Raw genomic sequence first — 20,702 nt, 5'->3', positions numbered from 1 at the left:
GAGGTAAATGAAGTTGCCTGAATTACCAGAAGTAGAAACAGTCAGACGGACGTTAAAGGAGCTCACACAGCATAAGGTAATCAAAGAGGTTGCTGTATCGTGGGCGAAGATGATAAAAAGACCGGAAAATGTCGAGGAGTTTTCCGATGCTCTTGTTGGACAAAGGATTGAAGATATTAAACGGAGAGGCAAGTTCCTTCTCATTGAAACAACTGATTTTACAATTGTCTCTCATTTGCGGATGGAAGGACGGTACGGGTTGTTCCAAAAGGACGATCCTGTTGACAAGCATACACATGTAATTTTTTATTTTGAAGACGACTCACAGTTGCGATATAAGGATGTCCGCAAATTCGGAACGATGCATCTATTTAAAAAAGGGGAGGAGCACCATACCCTTCCCCTTTCCCAGCTTGGTCCGGAGCCTTTTGACTCTGAATTTACAATCGGGAACTTCAAGGAAAGGCTTGGACGCACGACAAGAAGCATCAAAACAGCCTTGCTTGATCAAAAGATTGTCGTTGGACTCGGAAATATTTATGTAGATGAGGCATTGTTCCGCAGCGGCATTCATCCAGAACGAATTGCGAGCACGATCAATGATCTAGAAGCAGAGACTCTGTACAGAGAAATTATAGCGACATTGTCAGAAGCGGTGGAAAAAGGCGGAAGCACGATACGCTCTTATGTTAATACACAAGGGCAAATCGGAATGTTCCAGCTCGAACTTTTTGTTTACGGCAGAAAAGGGGAAGCGTGCAAAAAATGCGGCTCCGAATTAGAAAGAATCATTGTTGGAGGCAGAGGGACTGTTTTTTGTCCGCATTGTCAAAAATAGCAGCCAGTATTAGCATTAACATTGGATGGGCTCCTTCCATATAGTATATTACTATCCGTTAGGAAGGAGCTTTTTTAAAATGTCACAAGTACTTTCTCTTATCCTATTAGCGCTTGCTGTCAGTATTGATAATTTCAGTGTCGGGTTCACTTATGGTTTACGAAAGATGAAGATTCCTTTTAAATCCATTTTCATCATTGCCTGCTGTTCTGGATTCACACTGCTGCTTTCGATGCTGTTAGGCCATGTTATTGCACAAGTGTTCTCTTCTGATTTTGCCGAACAAATCGGCGGCGGAATTCTTATTATTTTAGGAATCTGGATCTTATATCAGTTTTTTCGGCCGGATAAAGAAAGAGAAATTATTACCACAGAAAAAAACTTGGTGAATTTTGAAATTAAGTCATTGGGAATTGTGATTAACATTTTAAGAAAACCGATGTCAGCTGATTTTGACAACTCTGGAACTATAACAGGAGTTGAGGCAATAGTCCTTGGGTTTGCGCTGTCATTAGATGCATTTGGGGCAGGAATAGGAGCATCCATGCTAGGATTCTCTCCATTCTTTTTGACACTTGCTGTCATCATTATGAGTACATCCTTTGTTTCGTTAGGAATGTTTGGCGGACGAATGCTGTCTAAAAAAAGCTATATGGAGAAATTCTCCTTTATCCCAGGAATTATTTTAATTATTATTGGTATTTTTAAGCTGTAAAAAAGAAACCATTGAATAAAAGGCAGGAGAACAAATGACTTTAATTATAGGCTTGACAGGCGGCATCGCCAGCGGTAAAAGCACCATATCCAACTATTTCAGCTCTCTGGGCTTAGTCGTTATTGATGCTGATGTTGAAGCCCGTTTAGCTGTAGAAAAGGGGGAGCCGGCATACCGTGAAATCGTTGCCCATTTTGGCTCTGGAATTTTGCTCGAAGACGGCAGTCTAAATCGGGCTAGGCTCGGCGAAATCGTCTTCAGCGATGAAAAACAGCGGGCTGTGCTTAATGGAATTGTACATCCAGAGGTAAGAAACCGAATGAACGCCAAGCAAGAGGAGGCCGTTAAAGCAGGCAGCCCGGCAGTAATTCTTGATATACCTTTACTGTTTGAAAATAAGCTGGATGCCACAGTTGAGAAAACAGTCCTTGTCTATGTGGAAAAAGATACTCAAATACAGCGGCTGATGGACAGAAACGCTCTAAGCCTTGAACAGGCACAATTAAGAGTTGCAGCGCAAATGCCTTTAGAAGAGAAGCGAGTGCTGGCAGATAGAATAATCGACAATAATGGAACTGTTGAAGATTCCCAAGCTCAAGCTCTTCAGATTTTGCATGACTGGAAGGTCCTTTAAAAAATGTGTTACGATGCCCCATAGCTTTAATGGGGCAGTTTTTCATGAAGAAATATGCTGCATTTTCCATTGTTTCCATAAAAAATGGACATAAAGTTTTAAGCAGGAAATAATTAATTCATTCTATCACTTGTACAAACTGGCACTTTTTTATAAGATAATATTAATGGGAATCAATACATTGCGAACAATGAATTCGGAGCTGATATAGATGAGATGTCCTTCATGTCAACATAATAATAACCGTGTTCTTGATTCACGACCTGTTGATGACAGCCGCTCAATCCGCAGAAGAAGAGAATGCGAAGAGTGCGGTTACCGCTTTACTACTTTCGAAAAAGTAGAAGAAATACCGTTGATCGTTGTGAAAAAAGAAGGAACTCGAGAAGAGTTCAGCCGTGACAAGATTCTGCGTGGTCTCATTAGGGCATGCGAAAAAAGGCCTGTTGCTTTAAAGCAGCTAGAAGACATTACGGCAGAAATTGAAAAGGAACTTAGAAGCAACGCCGTTTCGGAGATTAATAGTGAAGACATCGGTGAAATGGTCATGGATCGTTTGGCGGAAGTCGATGAAGTGGCATATGTCCGCTTTGCATCTGTTTACCGTCAATTTAAAGATATAAATGTTTTTATAGAGGAACTGAAAGAGCTGATAAAAAAGAATTAAGGCAAACCGGTGCTGCACAGGTGACACTTCGAGCGGTCACTTGAAAATGAAAAAGGAGCTGAAGGATTCTTTGGCTCTTTTTTGACTTTGTTTTAGGCTCTAACCTGCTAAGTCTTTACAGCCTTTTTAAGCAATAATAGCAAAGGAGTGACGGTTATGTCACAGCATTGGCAGGACTTGCTTCCAATCGACAGATATCAAGTATCGACAAACGGACTATTAAGTGAGTATGACCGGAAGGTAATCACCTTTTTGTATCAGCCGCTTATCGGGACATCCTGTCTTGGCCTGTATATGACCTTATGGGGAGAGGTAGAGGAAAACCGTCTATGGTCAACTGATCATTCCCATCACAGCCTCATGAACTTTATGGATTGCGGCTTGAAGGAAATATATGCTGCAAGATCAAAGCTGGAAGGAATCGGACTTCTTAAGACATATATGAAAAAGGAAGGAGAAAATCGCTCCTTCATTTATGAGTTACAGCCGCCATTAACACCTGAACAGTTTTTTCTTGATGGCATACTAAATGTTTATCTTTTTCGAAAAATAGGGAAAGCCCAATATAACAGGCTGAAGAACTTCTTTGCAGAAGAACGCAAGCTTGATGAGAAAGAGTACAAGCCGGTCACGAAGGCGTTTCAGGATGTATTCATGTCTGATCATTCCAGTGTCGTTCGATCGACATATGAATGGGAAGGCGGCGAGATGTTAGATGAGGAAACCATCCTTATCGGCAAAAGAGAGCAGAAAAGCATTAAAATCGAGAACAACGATTTTGATTTTGATCTTCTTCTTGCAGGATTGAATGAATCCTTCCTTTCCAAAAAGGCGATAACAACTAAGGTAAAGGAAGCCATTCAAACATTATCCTTTTTGTATGGAATTAATCCGATTGAAATGAAGAATATCGTGATGAGTGCCATTAATCCAAACGATGAAATTGATATAGAAGAGCTGAGAATAGCCGCAAGAGACTGGTATCAATTTCAGCATGGCGGAAAATATCCGCTGTTAGTGGACAGAACGCAGCCAGTTCAGTGGCAGACACAGACAGAAGCCCCAAAATCAAAAGAAGAAGAATTCCTTTATTATCTCGATAATACTTCACCAAGGCAGTTCTTGAAAGATATTGGAGGCGGAGCGGAACCCTCAAAAGCAGACCTTCAAATTATTGAAGAAATTATGTTTTCCCAAAAGCTCCCTCCTGGTGTCATTAACGTTTTGATACATTATGTCATGCTGAAAACAGATATGAAGCTGACGAAGGGCTACGTAGAAAAAATCGCTGGCCAATGGGTGAGAAAGAAAATCCAAACTGTTAAGGCTGCGATGGAGCTCGCTAAACGAGAGCATCAGCAGTATTCAGATTGGGCAAATGGAAAAAATACAACCAGCAATAATAAAGCAGCGAGGAAAGTCATTCGGAAAGAGAAAATTCCGGAATGGTTTGGAGTGGACAAAACCGCTGATGCAAAAGTGGATGCCCCGGAAAAAGCAAATACGGAGAATGTAGATAACGACGTACTAAAAGAATTAGAAGAGGAAATAAAAAACTTAAGGAAATAGGTGGTGAACGAATATGGAAAGCATTAATGATACTCTTCGTAAGCTTGGAGCAAACGGCGGCTTTCAAGAGAGGTATAAGGCTATGAAGGAGCAGGTGCTGAATCACCCTGATGTTAAATCATTCCTAGAAGAGCAGGAGGATTCTATCACCCCGCGTATGCTGGAAACAGGCATGATGAAGCTGTATGAGTATGCAAACCAAAGCAAAGAGTGCCGAAGCTGTCCTAGTTTAGGTGAGTGCATTAACATGATGCAGGGATATCATCCGAAGCTGGTAATTAACAGAGGAGCTATTGACATTCAATATGATGTCTGCCCGCGCAAGATAATGGAAGACAGCCAAAAGAAAAAGGAAAAGCTTATTCGGAGCTTGCATGTGCCTAAGGATATTCTCAAGGCATCATTCAACAATCTGGACATAGGCCAAGAGCGTGCCCAGGCGGTTAGGGCAGCAATTAATTTCGTAAAACAATACGAACCTGGAATTCGGCAGAAAGGTCTGTATTTCTTTGGTGAGTTTGGTGTAGGAAAATCCTATATGCTTGGCGCAATTGCTAATGAGCTTTCGCAAATGCAGGTTTCTTCCATGATTGTGTATGTGCCGGAACTATTCAGGGAAATGAAGAGTTCTATTGCTGATAACTCATTAAATGACAAAATTGAGAGCATTAAAAGAGAACCAGTCCTGATGCTTGATGATATTGGGGCAGAGACGATGTCAAGCTGGATACGGGATGAAGTTTTAGGACCAATTTTGCAGTTTAGAATGCTAGAAAATCTGCCGACATTATTCAGCTCGAACTTTGATTTTGCAGGTTTAGAATACCATCTCACTTATTCACAGCGCGGTGAAGAGGAGAAAATGAAGGCGATGCGGGTAATGGAAAGAATCAGATACTTGGCAGAACCAGTTCATCTGAGAGGCGAAAATAAGCGTAAATAACCTTTATGAAGGCAGGCTTAAAACATTTGAGCCTGCCTTTTTCTTGTGAAGATTATCGTCACCACTTCTATTTTTTTGTGTTTCCCCATATACATTCTAACAAGGATTTTTTTCACAAAGGGGGGTTACGATTGATTGAAGTCATTTTTCAAAAAAAAGGCGATGGAGAAAAATTGCTTAGGCTGATCAATCTTAAACATAAATATCCGAATTGGGGCATCAGTTCCATTCAAGAAGAACAGGAATTTCGCTTGAAGTTCAGCTGGAGTGCTGAGCAAAATAATTTGTTTATCGAAACACTTAAAATGGTTTTAGGGGAGTTTATTCTTCACTACAAATCAGAGGAGTGGGCAAGGCAAGTATTGACAGAGCAATACTATTATACAGATGAAGCGGAGCAGCGCCATATTCTTGAGATTCTCCACAGTCTGCTTGAAAAAGAAAGAAAGGATTTAGCAAGCCTGCTTGGCAAGCTTCATTTACACGAGTGTCTCGATCATGCCATTGGTGACCTGCTGAAAGAAAATCTTTCTTTTTCTTTCGATAGCTTTGTGACATTCCGGCTGCAGGACTATACCCAAAAGCTGCATGGCTATGTGGAAATCGCCATTGATGAATATAAGATGGAACAGGAGTATCAAGTGTTCATTCAGACGTTAAGGGACTTTCTTGCAGAACGTAAACCTAAGGTCCAGACGATTCATGTGCTTGTCGACTTAGAAATTCAATTTTATGATTCAGAATATCGGGAACTCTCTCAGCAGGATTTAATGAAAATACTCGACAGCAAGATGTTTGCCTATCAATCTGTCTATATTGATCCATTTTCAATCGGTCCGCTTCTATCCCTTGCGCCAAAAACGATTCACCTGTACACAGAAGACCGCGAGCAGCCAATCGTTCGCACTATCATGAACATCTTTGAAGAGAGAGTCAGCGTTCTGGACAAGGAGGAATTTTTTCAAGGAACACCGCACACATTCTAATAACTATTGAGAAAAAAATGAATCGCGGCTACTTGCAATTATAAAACATAAAGCATATAATAACGTACATAAAATAACTATATCGAATACATGTTATGATAAGGACAATAGTTTTCTTGTACGGTTTTAAGAGAGGGAAGCATTAGCTGGGAGCTTCCTAACACGATGAGAATTGCTTACCACCTTTAAACTTCAGCCAGGAACAGGGAAACCCCCTTATTATTGGTTTGGCGGACCGCAGCCGTTATCTGCTTAACTAAAGCCGTTTATGCCCATAGTGGGATGAGCGGGAATTAGGGTGGAACCACGAATTATATAAACATAACTCGTCCCTTTCTATAGGGACGGGTTTTTTTGCGTTCTGGTCCTTTAACATGAAAAGATAAACAAGTATAACGAAGGAGGAAATATCATGTCAGAAATGATAAAAATTACATTTCCAGATGGAGCAGTAAAGGAGTTTGCTGCAGGCACAACTACTGAAGATATCGCAGCATCCATCAGCCCTGGACTAAAGAAAAAAGCTCTTGCCGGTAAAGTTAACGGTGGATTATATGACTTAAGAAGACCAATCCTTGAGGATGCTTCTTTTGAAATCATTACACCTGAGAGAGAAGAGGCATTGGAGATTCTTCGCCACAGTACTGCCCACTTGATGGCACAAGCTATTAAAAGGCTGCATGGTAATGTAAAGCTTGGAGTAGGTCCTGTTATTGAAGGTGGTTTTTATTATGATATCGACTTGGACAAATCACTTACACCAGAAGATTTGCCTTTAATTGAAAAGGAAATGTCTAAAATCATTAATGAGAACTTGGAGATCGTTCGTAAAGAAGTAAGCCGCGATGATGCAGTTAAGCTCTTTACAGAAATGGATGATGAGTACAAGCTGGAGCTGATTGAAGCAATTCCGGCAAATGAGACAGTTACATTGTATGAGCAAGGTGAATTTATTGACCTTTGCCGCGGTGTGCATGTGCCTTCTACAGGTAAACTGAAAGAATTCAAACTATTGAACATTGCAGGAGCTTACTGGAGAGGCAATAGTGACAATAAAATGCTTCAGCGTATTTATGGAACTGCCTTCTTCAAGAAAGCAGATCTTAATGAGCATCTTCGTCTATTGGAAGAAGCGAAGGAAAGAGATCACCGTAAAATCGGAAAAGAGCTTGATCTGTTCATGACTTCTCAAAAAGTTGGACAAGGCCTGCCGTTATGGCTTCCTAAAGGTGCAACAATCAGACGAATTTTGGAAAGATACATTGTCGATAAAGAAGAAAGATTAGGCTATCAGCATGTCTATACACCAATCATGGGTAGTGTTGATCTTTATAAGACTTCCGGCCACTGGGATCATTACCAAGAGGATATGTTCCCTGTAATGGATATGGATAATGAGCAGCTAGTTCTTCGTCCGATGAACTGCCCGCATCATATGGTTGTGTACAAAAATGATATTCACAGCTACAGAGAGCTTCCTATTCGTATTGCCGAGCTTGGAACAATGCACCGCTACGAAATGTCTGGAGCCCTATCTGGACTTCAGCGTGTCCGCGGGATGACTTTGAATGATGCTCATATCTTTGTCCGTCCTGATCAAATTAAGGATGAATTCAAACGCGTTGTAAACCTTGTGCTGGATGTTTACAAAGACTTCAATCTGACAGATTATTCTTTCCGTTTGTCTTATCGTGATCCGCAGGATACAGAGAAATATTTCGACGATGATGAAATGTGGAACAAAGCACAAAGCATGTTGAAAGAAGCGATGGATGATCTTGGCTTGGATTACTACGAAGCTGAAGGAGAAGCAGCATTCTATGGACCGAAGCTTGACGTTCAGGTTAAGACTGCTCTTGGCAAAGACGAGACTTTGTCTACTGTTCAGCTTGACTTCTTATTGCCAGAGCGTTTTGATTTAACATATGTCGGCGAAGACGGCAAACAACACCGTCCTGTTGTTATCCACAGAGGTGTTGTATCGACAATGGAGAGATTCATCGCATTCTTGATTGAAGAATACAAAGGTGCATTCCCAACATGGCTTGCTCCTGTACAAGTTCAAGTGATTCCAGTATCTCCTTCTGTTCATTTTGATTATGCGAAGCAAGTGCAAGAGCAGCTTCAAAATCAAGGGTTCCGTGTGGAGCTTGATGAGCGTGATGAAAAAATTGGTTACAAAATCAGGGAAGCACAAATGCAAAAAATCCCTTATATGCTTGTTGTAGGTGACAAGGAAGTGGAAGAAAATGCAGTCAATGTTCGTAAATACGGAGAGCAGAAGTCTGAAACTATTCCTTTCGATTCCTTCCTGCAAGCTCTTTTGGACGAAGTAAAAAGATAAAAAGTACTTTCCAAAAAACGGTGATGTACCGAAAAAACAGGAAATTATGCAAAAAGTATTGCAATAACGCAAGAACTTTGATAAAATTTTTTTCGTTGTGATAATTCTTTCGTTGACTTATCCATTTCGACTGTGATATAGTTACTAAGGTAAATTGAATATAAAGTTCTGAGGAAAAGAAGAAGCACCCGCTTCTCACCTGATTGACACGGATTCCAAGTAGTTAACAGGTATTACGTAAACAATTTAGGTCTTACTATGGTTATCGTAAGTGTGGGTGATTTGAGTCGCCCACACTTTTTATTTTGGATGCAAATCCAAATTTGCGATTTCAACTGGGGAGTCAAGTGTCAATTGGTACTTAGCACAGAAAAGGACGCGAAGCTTTTCTTGATAAGGTCTTGACCCGAACGTTGTATTCGTCAATTAACCTTGGAGGTGTTTAACTATTAGCAAAGATATGATTTTAAATGAAGGTATTCGTGCTCGAGAAGTTCGTCTTATTGACCAAAACGGTGAACAGCTTGGCATTAAAACGAAATTTGAAGCTCTTGAAATTGCAACACGTGTGAATCTTGATGTAGTTCTTGTTGCTCCAAATGCCAAACCACCAGTAGCTCGTATCATGGACTACGGGAAATATAAGTTTGAACAGCAAAAGAAGGAAAAAGAAGCACGTAAAAATCAAAAAATCATTAATATCAAAGAGGTTCGCCTTAGTCCGACTATTGATGAGCATGACTTTAATACAAAGCTTCGCAATGCAATAAAGTTCCTGGAAAAGGGCGATAAAGTAAAGGCATCCATCCGTTTTAAAGGACGTGCCATTACACATAAGGAAATCGGTCAACGTGTACTAGTTCGCTTTGCGGAAGCTTGTACAGAAGTTGCCACTGTGGAATCACATCCTAAAATGGACGGCCGAAGCATGTTCATGACTTTAGCGCCTAAAAACGACAAGTAAACGAGGAGGAATACGAAATGCCAAAAATGAAAACTCACCGTGGAGCAGCAAAACGTTTCAAAAAAACCGGCTCTGGTAAATTAAAACGTTCACATGCTTACACTAGCCATTTATTCGCTAACAAATCTACAAAACAAAAACGTAAGCTTCGTAAAGGTTCTTTAGTATCTTCAGGAGATTACAAACGCATTCGTCATTTATTAGACAACATTAAGTAATTTTTTCTAAATAGGAGGGAAATAATATGCCACGTGTTAAAGGCGGTACAGTTACACGCAAACGTCGTAAAAAAGTTCTTAAATTAGCTAAAGGTTATTTCGGTTCAAAACATACATTATACAAAGTTGCTAACCAACAGGTTATGAAATCCCTAATGTATGCATACCGCGATCGTCGTCAGAAAAAACGCGACTTCCGCAAACTTTGGATTACTCGTATCAACGCAGCAGCACGCATCAACGGTCTTTCTTACAGCCGTTTAATGCACGGATTGAAAGTTGCTGGTATCGAAGTAAACCGCAAAATGCTTGCTGAGCTTGCTGTAAGCGATGAAAAAGCATTTGCTGAATTAGCAACTGTTGCTAAACAAAACATTAAATAAGCTTTTTAAGCTTAACAAAGAAGGCATGGTTCATGCCTTCTTTTTATTTATATAGATTTAAGGAAAGGGAGAGGGGCAATGACTATTAAAATCGTTTGTCTGTATTGGCTTCTTATTAATCTTTCTGGGTATCTTGTGATGAAAATAGATAAAGACAGAGCAAGAAGACATGCTTATCGTATAAGTGAACAAAACTTGTGGACAATAGCCGTTTTTTTCGGTGCATTAGGAATGACTGCGGGAATGAAGCAATTTCGCCATAAAACAAAGCATGCTGCTTTTAAAGTAGGATTGCCGCTGCTAGCTGTTGTCGAAACAATAGCTTTTATTTTTATATTAAAGGAATTAGCATAAATTTGAAGGTTTGGCTATACACTTTACTAACAGCATGATTCTCTTACAATTGAAGGTGATAGAATGGAAGACCAATTATCAATGCTATTTGTCATGGTAGAATTAGGCGGGGTGCTTGCACCTATTGCGTTTATTCTCTTCCATACGTTAAGGCAAGTGTTATTTATTCCGCCAATGCTTGTATGTATTGCTGGAGGAGTGCTTTTTGGCGTAACATTCGGTACGATTTATTCGGTCATAGGACTGACAGTGAATTGCCTGTTTTTCTTTCTTGTTATCAACAGAATGCCTAAAACACGTCAACGACTTAGCGGTTTGAAGAAAAAGTGGTTTGGAGAATATCGCAATCTAACGACTGGGCAGGTGGCCGTATTAAGGCTGATTCCTTTTATCCATTATCATTTATTGAATTTTTGTTTGCTTGAACGTACGAAGAATTTCAAGGATTATATGAAATTTTCGTTAATGACTAATATACCGCTGGCATTTTTCTATACGATTTTCGGCCAGTTCATCAGTCAGTTTTCACCGACGATGATTATTGTCATTCTGTTTGCTTTAGCTGTATTAGTGTATGTATTGAGAGAGAAAATGACTATTATAAAATGGCATGAATTTTTTAAAGATAAGAAACAAGAAAAAAAAGCTAAACACTCGTTTTAGCTTTTTGTTTTTTATTTTAGGACTTTTTCCAACTTATCTTTGCATTTGGGTAAACAGCTTTCAGTGTTTCTTCGAGAAAGTGTACATCTCCGTCAAGCAGTTTAGTGTCATATGGTTCAGCAGGCCATAATAGAATACTGCTCACCGTTTTCTGATCATTTGGATTTACATATTTTTCCCCTTCGAATAAAAAGCCGTTGTAGGTGAAAACCAAGTTCATTCTAATATTTTTTTTGTCATCAATCATATAAAACTTGTTTCTTCTCTTGGCAAATTCAAGCCTGCGTACAGGACTTGCAGCATATGAAAGGATGCGATAAACGATAAAGATGATAAGTGCCAATAACAGCAAGCGCAATAGCCACATCATATAAAAAGCCTCCAAATCTTTTGATAAAACTTTAGCTAATTCTATACGTGTGAAAACATATAAGGTTTCAATTTTAAGAAAAAAAATATAAAAAAGTGCAGATTATGCTTTTAAAATAGTGGATTTCCAACATACTATTAGAGAACCCTATAGGAAGGCCAACAAATTGCTAGGAAGAATTTTAATTTATTAGTATAATAAGAATGATTTGAATGATTAATATAAGGGAGTCGAAGTAACGTGAAGCTAGATGAAACATTGACGATGCTTAAAGAGCTGACAGACGCTAAAGGTATACCGGGAAATGAAAGAGAACCACGGGAAGTAATGAAAAAATACATAACAGAATATGCAGATGAAGTGACTACTGATAATTTAGGAAGTCTTATTGCTAAAAAAACAGGCAAAGAAGGCGGACCGAAAATCATGGTAGCTGGCCACTTGGATGAAGTTGGCTTCATGATTACAAGAATTGATGATAAAGGCTTTTTATACTTTCAGACAGTAGGAGGCTGGTGGTCACAAGTAATGCTTGCACAGCGAGTAACAATCGTGACAAGCAAAGGTGATATCACTGGCGTAATCGGTTCAAAGCCGCCACATATCCTCTCTCCAGAAGCACGGAAAAAGCCTGTTGAAATTAAAGATATGTTTATTGATATCGGTGCTGCTTCTAAAGAAGAAGTGCTTGAATGGGGAGTAAAACCTGGCGATATGGTCGTACCGTATTTTGAATTCACGGTAATGAACAATGAAAAGATGCTGCTTGCTAAAGCTTGGGATAACCGCATTGGCTGTGCGATTGCCATCGATGTCTTAAAAGGCTTAAAAAATACGGAACATCCTAATACTGTATATGGTGTTGGAACAGTGCAGGAGGAAGTTGGTCTGCGCGGTGCGAGAACAGCAGCGCAAAAAATCCAGCCTGATATTGCCTTTGGTGTAGATGTGGGTATTGCGGGAGATACACCGGGAGTAACAGAAAAAGAAGCGCTGAGCAAAATGGGCAAAGGTCCGCAAATTATTCTTTATGATGCAAGCATGGTTTCTCATAAAGGCTTAAGAGATTTAGTAACAGATACAGCAGATGCTAATAATATTCCATATCAATTCGACAGTGTGCCTGGCGGCGGAACAGATTCTGGTGCTATCCATCTTACACATAATGGAGTACCGGCATTGTCTATTACAATTGCGACACGCTATATTCATTCACATGCAGCAATGCTTCATCGTGATGATTATGAAAATGCCGTTAAGCTGATAATCGAGGTAATTAAAAAGCTGGACAGTGATACTGTGAAGGAATTGACATTTAAATAACCGTTTTTAAGAGACCAGAAATGGTCTCTTTTTATTTCGACACATCCGTACGCTGCTTCTTTGGCCAAAGGCAATAGCTGAAACTAATGAGGAAATCAATCCCAAGGACGACAGACCAGATTTGGATAAGACGAAGCAAGGTATTTGCATCTTCTTTTGGAATAAATATTGTCATCATATAAAGCAATGCAGCACCAATTGCAAAAGCCACAAGGTGGCGGAGCCAGCCAGTAATTTCTTGTTTAGCATGCGCCCGTCCATATTTTTTTACAGGCTTTTCTCCTGCAGCAAACCGGTAGCTGAAATGGGCATCCATCCACTTGATCATACTGTGTCCGAAGGCGATGGTGACGCCAAGATAAACGGCTGCCAGCCCATGGAAAACCGTTATTTCGCTGCCTTTGTTTATATCTGCAATAGTAAAGATAACTAACAGTAAATCAATAATTGGTGTTGCAAGCAGCAATGCTGCACCTACCTTGTTTTTTCCAAGAACATAACGGCTAAACAATCCTAGCAATACAAATAACCAAAAAGAAATTTCGCAAATGATAATCAGGATGCCAATCATGGAAACACTCCTTTTTTAATACAACTGTATTAAATACAAATTAGCACAGTTGTATTAAAAAAGCAATAGAGTTATACTATTGGTATGCCTAAAATTGTTAATCATACTTTACAAAAAGAAAAAATCGCAAAAGCAACATGGAGTGTTATCAGAAAGGTTGGCATGGACAAAGCTTCTGTCAGAAATATTGCAGAAGAAGCAGGCCTGTCAGTCGGCGCACTCCGCTATTACTTTAAAACGCAAACAGAATTGCTTCAATTCTCGATGAATTTAGCATCTGAAAGGGTGAAGGAGAGAATCTCAGCCGTTTCGCTGACAGGGGAACCAGTCGAGGATGTTTGCACCATTTTGTACGAGCTGCTTCCGTTAAATCAAGAGAAACAAGAAGAAATGGAGGTTTATTTTGAGTTTACGAAAAAGTCGATTTCTGATCCATTGCTTGTGGAGCAGCGTAATGAAGTGTTAAAAGAAATGCAGCATGGAATAAGAAGATGTGTAGAAGGTCTTATCGTAAGCGGCAGCACGAAGCAGGAGCTTTCTGCAGAAGCGGAAGGAAGGCGTCTATTTGCCTTAATTGATGGTCTTGCTTTCCATTGCTTACTCGGTGTGATTACGAGTGAAGAAGTGAAACAAACTGTTCGTCTCCATATCGAGACATTATGCAAATGATAAACATAAAAAAAGTTTGCCCTATTTTGGGCAAACTTTTTTTGCTATTGTAAATCAATAGGCGGAGGCGGCGGGGTATTGTTTAAGATTGCCGCTTTTCGCGCTTTCAAGAATCGGTTGATATTTAAAACAATTGTTTTTGCAACAGCATATGTTGGGACCGCTAGAATCATTCCAAGTATACCTGCTAAGTTTCCTGCGACGAGAAGCAGGACAATAATAGTGGCAGGATGCGTATCGAGCCTTTTGCCTAAAATAAGCGGTGACAAGATATTTCCTTCAATTTGCTGAGCAATGGTGATGACAATAATAACGAGCAGAGCCTGAGTCGGTGAAGTGAACAATGCGATAATAACAGCAGGCGCTCCGCCGATAAGTGGTCCGACATATGGAATAATGTTAGTTACAGCAACAATCAAGGCCATGACTAAAGCATAATCCAGACCGATAATCCAGTAACCGATTAAGGCAAGTGTACCAACGAAAAGGGCAACCATAACTTGTCCTTGAATATAAGCAGCTAAAGTTTCACCAGTATCCTTTAGTATTTTTGTAGCTTCCTTGCGGTAAGAAGCAGGGAAAAACCTTGATAATGCTGCTGGGAATTTGTTCCCGTCCTTGAAGCTGTAAAACAGCAAAAATGGGACGGTGACAATCGTTACTGTAATATTTGTCATTGTGCTGATGATGGTGCTTATGCTGTTTGTAATGCTGCTTGGAATTGTCTGAGCAAAATCATTGAGCTTGGCTGTGATGTCGCTCATTGTCACATATTCCTGGTTAAGCAGCCATTTATACTGTTTCGTATCATTCAAGTCATTGAAGAACCTAATGGCTTGATCTGCATAGTTCGGTATATTGCTAAATAGTTCTGTAATCTGCTTGCTGATCATCGGAATAACGCTGCCGATTGCTAAAATAATTAAACCTATTACTACTACATAAATAATAATAATAGCTAATGTTTTCGGTACCTTATATTTTTGCAAGAAGTTGACAATCGGATTCAACAGGAAGTACAAAAATCCTGTGATAATAATAGGAAAAAACAAAGTAGAAAACAGTACAGCTACAGGCTGAAATAAAAAAGATATTTTTGTGCAAACATAAATGATTGCGACAATTAATAATACTTGCAAAAGCCAATAATGAAACTTCTTCTTCGTCAAGATAACTTCACCTTTTTTCTTTATTAGTTACATTACTTTATGTATATGTGCACAAAAAACCAATAGAAACGTATAGTACACGTAGTATAGCATATAAATCTATCTGAATTATACCCTGCTATACAAAGTTTATAACATTGCAGTTATGCTTTATGGATATACGATTGACGATAAAAGAAGTTTCACTATTAATAAAAATTTTTGGGCAAAAAAAAGGAGGAATTAGCATCCCCCCATTTTTCTTTATTTCAATCCTGATTCTAAAGATTGCAGCATCTCTGTCTTTTCATCCTCAGAAGAATTTTTCCAGATTACTTCGAATAAGACCCCGAGACCAGGAAGCATTTTCTCTTCGCCATTTTGGATAGCATCTACAATCGTCGCCTTCAGCTCGTCTTGTGTATTGCCAGAGACATTATGGATAATCGCATTACGTAAATTTAAATTCATGTATAACACTCCTTTTTCCTAATATGACAAACCCATACTATATCATTACTCATTTAACGTTTATTATGTATATTCTTTACGCTATAATAATAAAAAATGAAAGAATGGTTAGCTTAAGTGAGGAGACGTACAATTTGAAACATATATTATCTGCCAAAAACCCTCAAATAAAAGAGTGGAAAAAATGCCTGACAAAAAAAGAAAGGGACAAAACAGGCACCTTTCTTGTAGAAGGCTTTCATTTAGTAGAGGAAGCGCTAAAAGCAAATGCAATTAAGCACTTGATTATTTCTGAGGAAATAGAAATGCCAAAATGGGATTACGGTGATGTTCCTGTAACCATTGTAACGAAGGAAATTATTCTGCAATTAACAGATACTGAGACCCCGCAAGGAATTGTGGCTTTATGCACCCAGTATGCTGATGAACAAGTGCTTTCCACAGGAAAATCCTTTATTGCTCTTGATGAGATTCAGGATCCAGGTAACCTTGGAACAATCATCCGCACAGCCGATGCTGCCGGAATTGATGCCGTAATAGTCGGCGACGGCACTGTTGACATATATAATCCGAAAGTTGTTCGCTCAGCGCAAGGCAGTCATTTTCATCTGCCTATTATTAAGCAGAACTTGCCGCAATTTATTGCAGAATTAAAGGAAAAAGAAATACCTGTTTATGGTACAAGCTTGGAAAACGGCGTCAATTATCGAGAAGTAACACCTGAATCCTCCTATTGTTTAATTGTCGGCAATGAAGGAAACGGAGTAAGCAAAGAAGTGCTTGCTGCAACGGATAAAAATCTGTATATTCCGATACACGGGAAAAGTGAATCCTTAAATGTAGCAGTTGCTGCAGGCATTTTAATCTATCATTTCGCCTAATCTGCAAGCTTACAGCAAAATGGATTTGAAATGAACATGAAAATATACTATAATAATGGCAAATTGCATGATGAATAAACGTTGATGGAGAAAAGTAATTTACAGCCCTGCTGATTTAGGGAGAAAATGCCTTGACTGAAAGCATTTTTATCTGGCAGCTTAAATGAAGTTCACCTCCTGAGTTGGCATCGGGACCAGTTTCATTAATGAAATTGTAAAGATGTTCCGGCATTTATGCCGTTATCCAAATGAAGTGAACTTGAATGCTTAATTCAGGTTAATTAGGGTGGTACCGCGAATATATAAACCTCGTCCCTTTGTTGGGATGGGGTTTTTTTATGTTTCAAGCAGCAGTAGTTTTACGAAAGCTTGTACGATTCATGCAAAATTAAAAGGAGGAAACGAGATTGGAAGCGAAATTGAAGGAACTGCAAGCAGAAGCTTTAACAGCAATAGCAGCCAGTGAAAACGTAAAAGAGTTAAATGACATAAGAGTTGCATACTTAGGCAAAAAAGGCCCAATTACAGAAGTGTTGAAGGGAATGGGCAAATTATCGGCAGAGGAACGCCCGAAAATGGGAGCTTTAGTTAATGTCATCCGCGATGAAATTACAAGCCATATTGAAGAAAAACAAAAGACGCTGGAAGAAGCAGAAGTGCAAAAGAAAATTGCAGCAGAAACAATTGACGTTACTTTGCCAGGCCGCCCAGTTGCGGTTGGAAATCATCATTCCTTGACGAGAGTGATTGAGGAAGTGGAGGATCTGTTTATCGGAATGGGCTATACAGTCGAGGAAGGTCCAGAAGTGGAAGTCGACTATTATAATTTCGAGGCTTTGAACTTGCCGAAAAACCACCCAGCAAGAGACATGCAGGATTCTTTCTACATTACAGAGGAACTGCTTCTTAGAACACATACTTCACCAGTGCAAGCTCGTACGATGGAGAAGCATAAGGGCGTAGGTCCTGTTAAAATTATCTGTCCTGGTAAAGTGTATCGCCGTGACAATGATGATGCTACGCATTCCCACCAATTCATGCAAATTGAAGGGCTTGTCATTGATGAAAATATCCGCATGAGCGATCTTAAAGGTACACTTGAAGTGTTCGCGAAGAAAATGTTTGGCAATGACAGAGAAATCCGTCTTCGTCCAAGTTTCTTCCCATTCACAGAGCCTTCTGTAGAAGTTGATATTTCTTGCAGTATCTGTAAAGGAAAAGGCTGCAGTGTATGTAAAGGCACAGGCTGGATTGAAGTGCTTGGAGCAGGTATGGTTCATCCAAATGTGCTGGAAATGGCAGGATTTGATTCGAAGAAATATTCTGGTTTTGCCTTTGGAATTGGTGCAGAACGTATTGCGATGCTGAAGTACGGAATTGACGATATCCGCCATTTCTATACAAATGATATCCGTTTCTTAAAACAGTTTACAGTGCCAGAATATTGAGTTGGAGGAGAATAGCAAATGTTAGTTTCTTATAAATGGTTGCAAGAATATGTAGATTTAAATGATATAACACCTGAGGAGTTAGCTGATCGCATCACGAGAAGCGGTATTGAGGTAGAAGGTGTGGAAGTGCTAAATGAAGGCATGAAAAATGTCGTTATCGGTCATGTATTAGAGCGTGAACAGCACCCAAATGCAGATAAACTGAACAAATGTCTAGTAGATGTAGGCGACGGCGAACCAGTTCAAATCATTTGTGGAGCACCAAATGTTGATGCTGGCCAAAAAGTAGCTGTTGCTAAGGTTGGAGCAGTTCTTCCAGGGAACTTCAAAATTAAAAAAGCGAAGCTGCGCGGTGAGGAATCAAATGGAATGATTTGTTCCCTGCAGGAGCTTGGCATTGAAGCAAAAGTTGTTGCAAAAGATTATTCAGAAGGCATTTTCGTGTTCCCAGGTGATGTGGAAGTAGGCAGAGATGCACTTGAGTATTTACAAAGAGATGATGCAGTCCTTGAGCTTGGCCTGACTCCAAACAGATCAGATTGCTTAAGCATGTTAGGAGTTGCTTATGAAGTTGCAGCTGTTTTAGGCAAGGACGTAAAGCTTCCTGCTGTTGACTATCCAAAAACAGCAGAAAGCGCTGCGGATTATGTAAGCGTAAAAGTGGAAAACAGTGAGGATGTACCACTATACACAGCAAAAATTATTAAAAACGTTAAAGTCGCTCCATCACCATTATGGATGCAAGGAAGACTAATGGCTGCTGGTATCCGTCCACATAACAATGTTGTCGATATCACAAACTATATTCTGTTAGAATACGGTCAGCCTCTGCATGCATTTGACTATGATCGTTTTGGTTCAAAAGAAATTCTTGTAAGAAGAGCAAAAGCTGGAGAAACAATCGTAACTTTGGATGATGCAAAAAGAACGCTGACAGAAGACAATTTGCTAATTACAAACGGTGAAGCTGGAGTTGCTGTAGCTGGTGTAATGGGCGGTGCAAATTCAGAGGTTCAAAGCGATACAACAACAGTCCTTTTGGAATCTGCTTATTTCGAAGCTGGAGTTATCCGTAAATCCTCTAAAACACTAGGCTTAAGAAGTGAAGCGAGCGCAAGATATGAAAAAGGAATCGATCCTAATCGTGTTCGTCAAGCTGCTGAAAGAGCGGCGCAATTGCTTCAAATTTATGCAGGCGGAGACGTTTTGGAAGGTGAAGTGGCAGCAGAAAACCTAAAAGCTGAGCCGAAAATTGTTTCGATTACTTTAGAGAAATTGAACAATGTATTAGGGACTTCTTTAACAGAAGGCGAAGTGACAGATATTTTCAAAAGGCTTCAATTTGAAACTTCTGTTGAAAACGGCAGCTTCACAGTAACAGTGCCGACTAGAAGAAATGATATTTCTATTCCAGAAGATTTAACAGAAGAAGTAGCAAGACTTTTCGGTTATGATCATATTCCAACAACCTTGCCTATCGGTGCAGCTATCCCAGGCGCGTTGTCAGAATATCAGAAAAAGCGTCGCGCTGTCCGCAAATATTTAGAAGGTGCAGGATTATATCAAGCCATCACTTATGCATTAACAAGTGAAAAGAAAGTTCAGCAATTTGCACTAGAGAAAAGAAATCCAGTCCGCCTGGCAATGCCAATGAGTGAAGAAAGAGCATTGCTGAGACAAAGCATCGTTCCACAGCTGTTAGAGGTAGTAAAATATAATGCTGCCCGCCAAAATGACAGCCTGTCTGTTTATGAAACAGGCGTTGTATTCTTGGAGACAGCACAAAATGAGCTTCCGGAAGAAAAAGAGCATGTTGCAGGTGCTATTACAGGATCATGGGTTTCTCATATCTGGCAAGGTGAGAAAAAACCGGTTGATTTCTTCGTATTAAAGGGAGTGCTTGAAGGGCTGTTCCAGAAGCTTGGCGTTTCTGAAGAAATCGAGTTTACGCGCGGAACAATGGATGGCATGCATCCTGGAAGAACAGCAGATATTTTGTTCAAAGGTGAATCAATCGGGTTTGCTGGCCAGGTGCATCCACAAGTTCAAAATGAGCTTGATTTGAAAGAAACATATGTCTTTGAATTAGATTTAAGCAAGCTGCTTGCTGCTGAAGTTACAGACTTGCAATACACGACAATTCCAAGATTCCCTAGCGTAACAAGAGATATTGCTCTTGTTGTTGATACCACAATTTCAGCTGGCGAAATCCAAAAAATTATCGTTGAAGCAGGCGGTTCCTTACTGAAAGAAGTACAGGTGTTTGACCTGTATGAAGGAGACAAAATGGAAGAAGGCAAAAAATCCATTGCTTACTCTCTAAAATATTTCGATCCAGAACAAACATTGACAGATGACATGATTACAAAGTCGCATGACAAAGTTTTAGAAGCTGTTAAAGAGAAAGCAGGAGCTGTGTTAAGAGGATAATATAGATGGAAGCTGGCCGGTATGGCCAGCTTTTTTTGCGAGGAGAGCGGGAGAAGCTGTAAAACTTGCTGTATTTACCATGCAATGACTTCCCACTTAAAGTCACTTCA

The 20,702-nt window shown here is 39.7% G+C and carries 22 protein-coding genes and 2 other annotated features; of the genes, 18 read left to right on the top strand and 4 right to left on the bottom strand.

Translation table 11 applies throughout. The features are described from left to right. Window positions 1–13 precede the first annotated feature (13 nt). From mutM to L8T27_RS14625, 13 genes are all read left to right on the top strand, one after another. Complete coding sequence (gene mutM / locus L8T27_RS14685) at window positions 14–838, top strand: DNA-formamidopyrimidine glycosylase (RefSeq protein WP_233317461.1); 825 nt, start codon at window positions 14–16, stop codon at window positions 836–838. A gap of 79 nt (window positions 839–917) precedes the next feature. After that, window positions 918–1,553 carry a sporulation membrane protein YtaF gene (gene ytaF, locus L8T27_RS14680; RefSeq protein WP_233317463.1) on the top strand — a complete coding sequence of 212 codons (636 nt, stop codon included), beginning with the start codon at window positions 918–920 and terminating at the stop codon, window positions 1,551–1,553. A gap of 34 nt (window positions 1,554–1,587) precedes the next feature. Beyond that, on the top strand, window positions 1,588–2,187 hold the full coding sequence (coaE, locus tag L8T27_RS14675; RefSeq protein ID WP_233317465.1) for a dephospho-CoA kinase: 600 nt from the start codon (window positions 1,588–1,590) through the stop codon (window positions 2,185–2,187). A 211-nt stretch (window positions 2,188–2,398) separates the two neighbouring features. Next, a complete protein-coding gene (nrdR, locus tag L8T27_RS14670; protein WP_233317475.1) occupies window positions 2,399–2,854 on the top strand; it encodes a transcriptional regulator NrdR in 456 nt (151 codons plus the stop codon). Window positions 2,855–3,010: 156 nt separating this feature from the next. Continuing rightward, the gene (locus L8T27_RS14665) at window positions 3,011–4,423 is read left to right on the top strand and encodes a replication initiation and membrane attachment family protein (RefSeq protein WP_233317477.1); all 1,413 of its coding nucleotides are present in this window, start codon (window positions 3,011–3,013) and stop codon (window positions 4,421–4,423) included. A gap of 13 nt (window positions 4,424–4,436) precedes the next feature. Then, window positions 4,437–5,366: a primosomal protein DnaI gene (dnaI, locus tag L8T27_RS14660; RefSeq protein WP_233317480.1), complete on the top strand. Its 930-nt coding sequence runs from the start codon at window positions 4,437–4,439 to the stop codon at window positions 5,364–5,366. A gap of 131 nt (window positions 5,367–5,497) precedes the next feature. After that, complete coding sequence (gene ytxC / locus L8T27_RS14655; RefSeq protein WP_237941792.1) at window positions 5,498–6,352, top strand: putative sporulation protein YtxC; 855 nt, start codon at window positions 5,498–5,500, stop codon at window positions 6,350–6,352. 412 nt (window positions 6,353–6,764) lie between these two features. Beyond that, window positions 6,765–8,696: a threonine--tRNA ligase gene (gene thrS / locus L8T27_RS14650; protein WP_237941791.1), complete on the top strand. Its 1,932-nt coding sequence runs from the start codon at window positions 6,765–6,767 to the stop codon at window positions 8,694–8,696. A gap of 170 nt (window positions 8,697–8,866) precedes the next feature. After that, window positions 8,867–9,005, top strand: a sequence feature (ribosomal protein L20 leader region). A 151-nt stretch (window positions 9,006–9,156) separates the two neighbouring features. Beyond that, window positions 9,157–9,660: a translation initiation factor IF-3 gene (gene infC / locus L8T27_RS14645; protein WP_233317485.1), complete on the top strand. Its 504-nt coding sequence runs from the start codon at window positions 9,157–9,159 to the stop codon at window positions 9,658–9,660. Window positions 9,661–9,677: 17 nt separating this feature from the next. Then, a complete protein-coding gene (rpmI, locus tag L8T27_RS14640; RefSeq protein WP_101175729.1) occupies window positions 9,678–9,878 on the top strand; it encodes a 50S ribosomal protein L35 in 201 nt (66 codons plus the stop codon). 26 nt (window positions 9,879–9,904) lie between these two features. Then, window positions 9,905–10,261, top strand: a complete 357-nt coding sequence (gene rplT, locus L8T27_RS14635) for a 50S ribosomal protein L20 (RefSeq protein WP_127737091.1) — start codon at window positions 9,905–9,907, stop codon at window positions 10,259–10,261. Between the two features lie 78 nt (window positions 10,262–10,339). Beyond that, window positions 10,340–10,615, top strand: a complete 276-nt coding sequence (locus L8T27_RS14630) for a DUF1294 domain-containing protein (protein WP_233317488.1) — start codon at window positions 10,340–10,342, stop codon at window positions 10,613–10,615. A gap of 63 nt (window positions 10,616–10,678) precedes the next feature. Beyond that, window positions 10,679–11,278, top strand: coding sequence for a TVP38/TMEM64 family protein (locus L8T27_RS14625; protein ID WP_233317490.1), 600 nt, complete (start codon window positions 10,679–10,681; stop codon window positions 11,276–11,278). Between the two features lie 16 nt (window positions 11,279–11,294). Here the strand turns inward: L8T27_RS14625 and L8T27_RS14620 are convergent, their stop codons facing one another. Further along, window positions 11,295–11,648, bottom strand: coding sequence for a sigma-w pathway protein ysdB (locus tag L8T27_RS14620; protein ID WP_233317492.1), 354 nt, complete (start codon window positions 11,646–11,648; stop codon window positions 11,295–11,297). 264 nt (window positions 11,649–11,912) lie between these two features. Here L8T27_RS14620 and L8T27_RS14615 point away from each other — a divergent pair, with 264 nt between their 5' ends. Beyond that, on the top strand, window positions 11,913–12,971 hold the full coding sequence (locus L8T27_RS14615; RefSeq protein ID WP_233317564.1) for a M42 family metallopeptidase: 1,059 nt from the start codon (window positions 11,913–11,915) through the stop codon (window positions 12,969–12,971). A gap of 31 nt (window positions 12,972–13,002) precedes the next feature. Here L8T27_RS14615 and L8T27_RS14610 read toward each other — a convergent pair whose 3' ends face one another. After that, window positions 13,003–13,542, bottom strand: coding sequence for a hypothetical protein (locus L8T27_RS14610; RefSeq protein WP_237941790.1), 540 nt, complete (start codon window positions 13,540–13,542; stop codon window positions 13,003–13,005). Between the two features lie 84 nt (window positions 13,543–13,626). Here L8T27_RS14610 and L8T27_RS14605 point away from each other — a divergent pair, with 84 nt between their 5' ends. Continuing rightward, the gene (locus L8T27_RS14605; protein WP_237941789.1) at window positions 13,627–14,211 is read left to right on the top strand and encodes a TetR/AcrR family transcriptional regulator; all 585 of its coding nucleotides are present in this window, start codon (window positions 13,627–13,629) and stop codon (window positions 14,209–14,211) included. A gap of 44 nt (window positions 14,212–14,255) precedes the next feature. Here the strand turns inward: L8T27_RS14605 and L8T27_RS14600 are convergent, their stop codons facing one another. Beyond that, a complete protein-coding gene (locus L8T27_RS14600; RefSeq protein WP_237941788.1) occupies window positions 14,256–15,380 on the bottom strand; it encodes an AI-2E family transporter in 1,125 nt (374 codons plus the stop codon). 243 nt (window positions 15,381–15,623) lie between these two features. Next, on the bottom strand, window positions 15,624–15,830 hold the full coding sequence (gene sspI / locus L8T27_RS14595; protein WP_233317507.1) for a small acid-soluble spore protein SspI: 207 nt from the start codon (window positions 15,828–15,830) through the stop codon (window positions 15,624–15,626). Between the two features lie 134 nt (window positions 15,831–15,964). On the opposite strand from sspI, the gene L8T27_RS14590 reads away from it, so the two are divergent. From L8T27_RS14590 to pheT, 3 genes are all read left to right on the top strand, one after another. Next, a complete protein-coding gene (locus tag L8T27_RS14590) occupies window positions 15,965–16,711 on the top strand; it encodes a TrmH family RNA methyltransferase (protein ID WP_233317510.1) in 747 nt (248 codons plus the stop codon). Window positions 16,712–16,783: 72 nt separating this feature from the next. After that, window positions 16,784–17,031: a binding site (T-box leader), on the top strand. A gap of 87 nt (window positions 17,032–17,118) precedes the next feature. Further along, window positions 17,119–18,159, top strand: a complete 1,041-nt coding sequence (gene pheS / locus L8T27_RS14585) for a phenylalanine--tRNA ligase subunit alpha (protein WP_233317512.1) — start codon at window positions 17,119–17,121, stop codon at window positions 18,157–18,159. Between the two features lie 18 nt (window positions 18,160–18,177). Beyond that, window positions 18,178–20,592, top strand: a complete 2,415-nt coding sequence (gene pheT, locus L8T27_RS14580) for a phenylalanine--tRNA ligase subunit beta (protein ID WP_237941787.1) — start codon at window positions 18,178–18,180, stop codon at window positions 20,590–20,592. Window positions 20,593–20,702 lie beyond the last annotated feature (110 nt).

The sequence above is a fragment of the Niallia sp. Man26 genome (assembly GCF_022049065.2).
GTDB lineage: Bacteria > Bacillota > Bacilli > Bacillales > Cytobacillaceae > Niallia.
The sequence above is the reverse complement of the archived record's forward strand: the minus strand, read 5'-3'. Positions and strand labels throughout refer to the sequence as shown.

Bases quoted from the DNA above. Each gene is read 5' to 3' on its own strand.
- ytaF (WP_233317463.1), top strand. From the start codon at position 918: ATGTCACAAGTACTTTCTCTTATCCTATTAGCGCTTGCTGTCAGTATT.
- coaE (WP_233317465.1), top strand. From the start codon at position 1,588: ATGACTTTAATTATAGGCTTGACAGGCGGCATCGCCAGCGGTAAAAGC.
- nrdR (WP_233317475.1), top strand. From the start codon at position 2,399: ATGAGATGTCCTTCATGTCAACATAATAATAACCGTGTTCTTGATTCA.
- L8T27_RS14665 (WP_233317477.1), top strand. From the start codon at position 3,011: ATGTCACAGCATTGGCAGGACTTGCTTCCAATCGACAGATATCAAGTA.
- dnaI (WP_233317480.1), top strand. From the start codon at position 4,437: ATGGAAAGCATTAATGATACTCTTCGTAAGCTTGGAGCAAACGGCGGC.
- thrS (WP_237941791.1), top strand. From the start codon at position 6,765: ATGTCAGAAATGATAAAAATTACATTTCCAGATGGAGCAGTAAAGGAG.
- infC (WP_233317485.1), top strand. From the start codon at position 9,157: ATGATTTTAAATGAAGGTATTCGTGCTCGAGAAGTTCGTCTTATTGAC.
- rpmI (WP_101175729.1), top strand. From the start codon at position 9,678: ATGCCAAAAATGAAAACTCACCGTGGAGCAGCAAAACGTTTCAAAAAA.
- rplT (WP_127737091.1), top strand. From the start codon at position 9,905: ATGCCACGTGTTAAAGGCGGTACAGTTACACGCAAACGTCGTAAAAAA.
- L8T27_RS14630 (WP_233317488.1), top strand. From the start codon at position 10,340: ATGACTATTAAAATCGTTTGTCTGTATTGGCTTCTTATTAATCTTTCT.
- L8T27_RS14625 (WP_233317490.1), top strand. From the start codon at position 10,679: ATGGAAGACCAATTATCAATGCTATTTGTCATGGTAGAATTAGGCGGG.
- L8T27_RS14620 (WP_233317492.1), bottom strand. From the start codon at position 11,648: ATGATGTGGCTATTGCGCTTGCTGTTATTGGCACTTATCATCTTTATC.
- L8T27_RS14615 (WP_233317564.1), top strand. From the start codon at position 11,913: ATGCTTAAAGAGCTGACAGACGCTAAAGGTATACCGGGAAATGAAAGA.
- L8T27_RS14610 (WP_237941790.1), bottom strand. From the start codon at position 13,542: ATGATTGGCATCCTGATTATCATTTGCGAAATTTCTTTTTGGTTATTT.
- L8T27_RS14605 (WP_237941789.1), top strand. From the start codon at position 13,627: ATGCCTAAAATTGTTAATCATACTTTACAAAAAGAAAAAATCGCAAAA.
- sspI (WP_233317507.1), bottom strand. From the start codon at position 15,830: ATGAATTTAAATTTACGTAATGCGATTATCCATAATGTCTCTGGCAAT.
- pheT (WP_237941787.1), top strand. From the start codon at position 18,178: ATGTTAGTTTCTTATAAATGGTTGCAAGAATATGTAGATTTAAATGAT.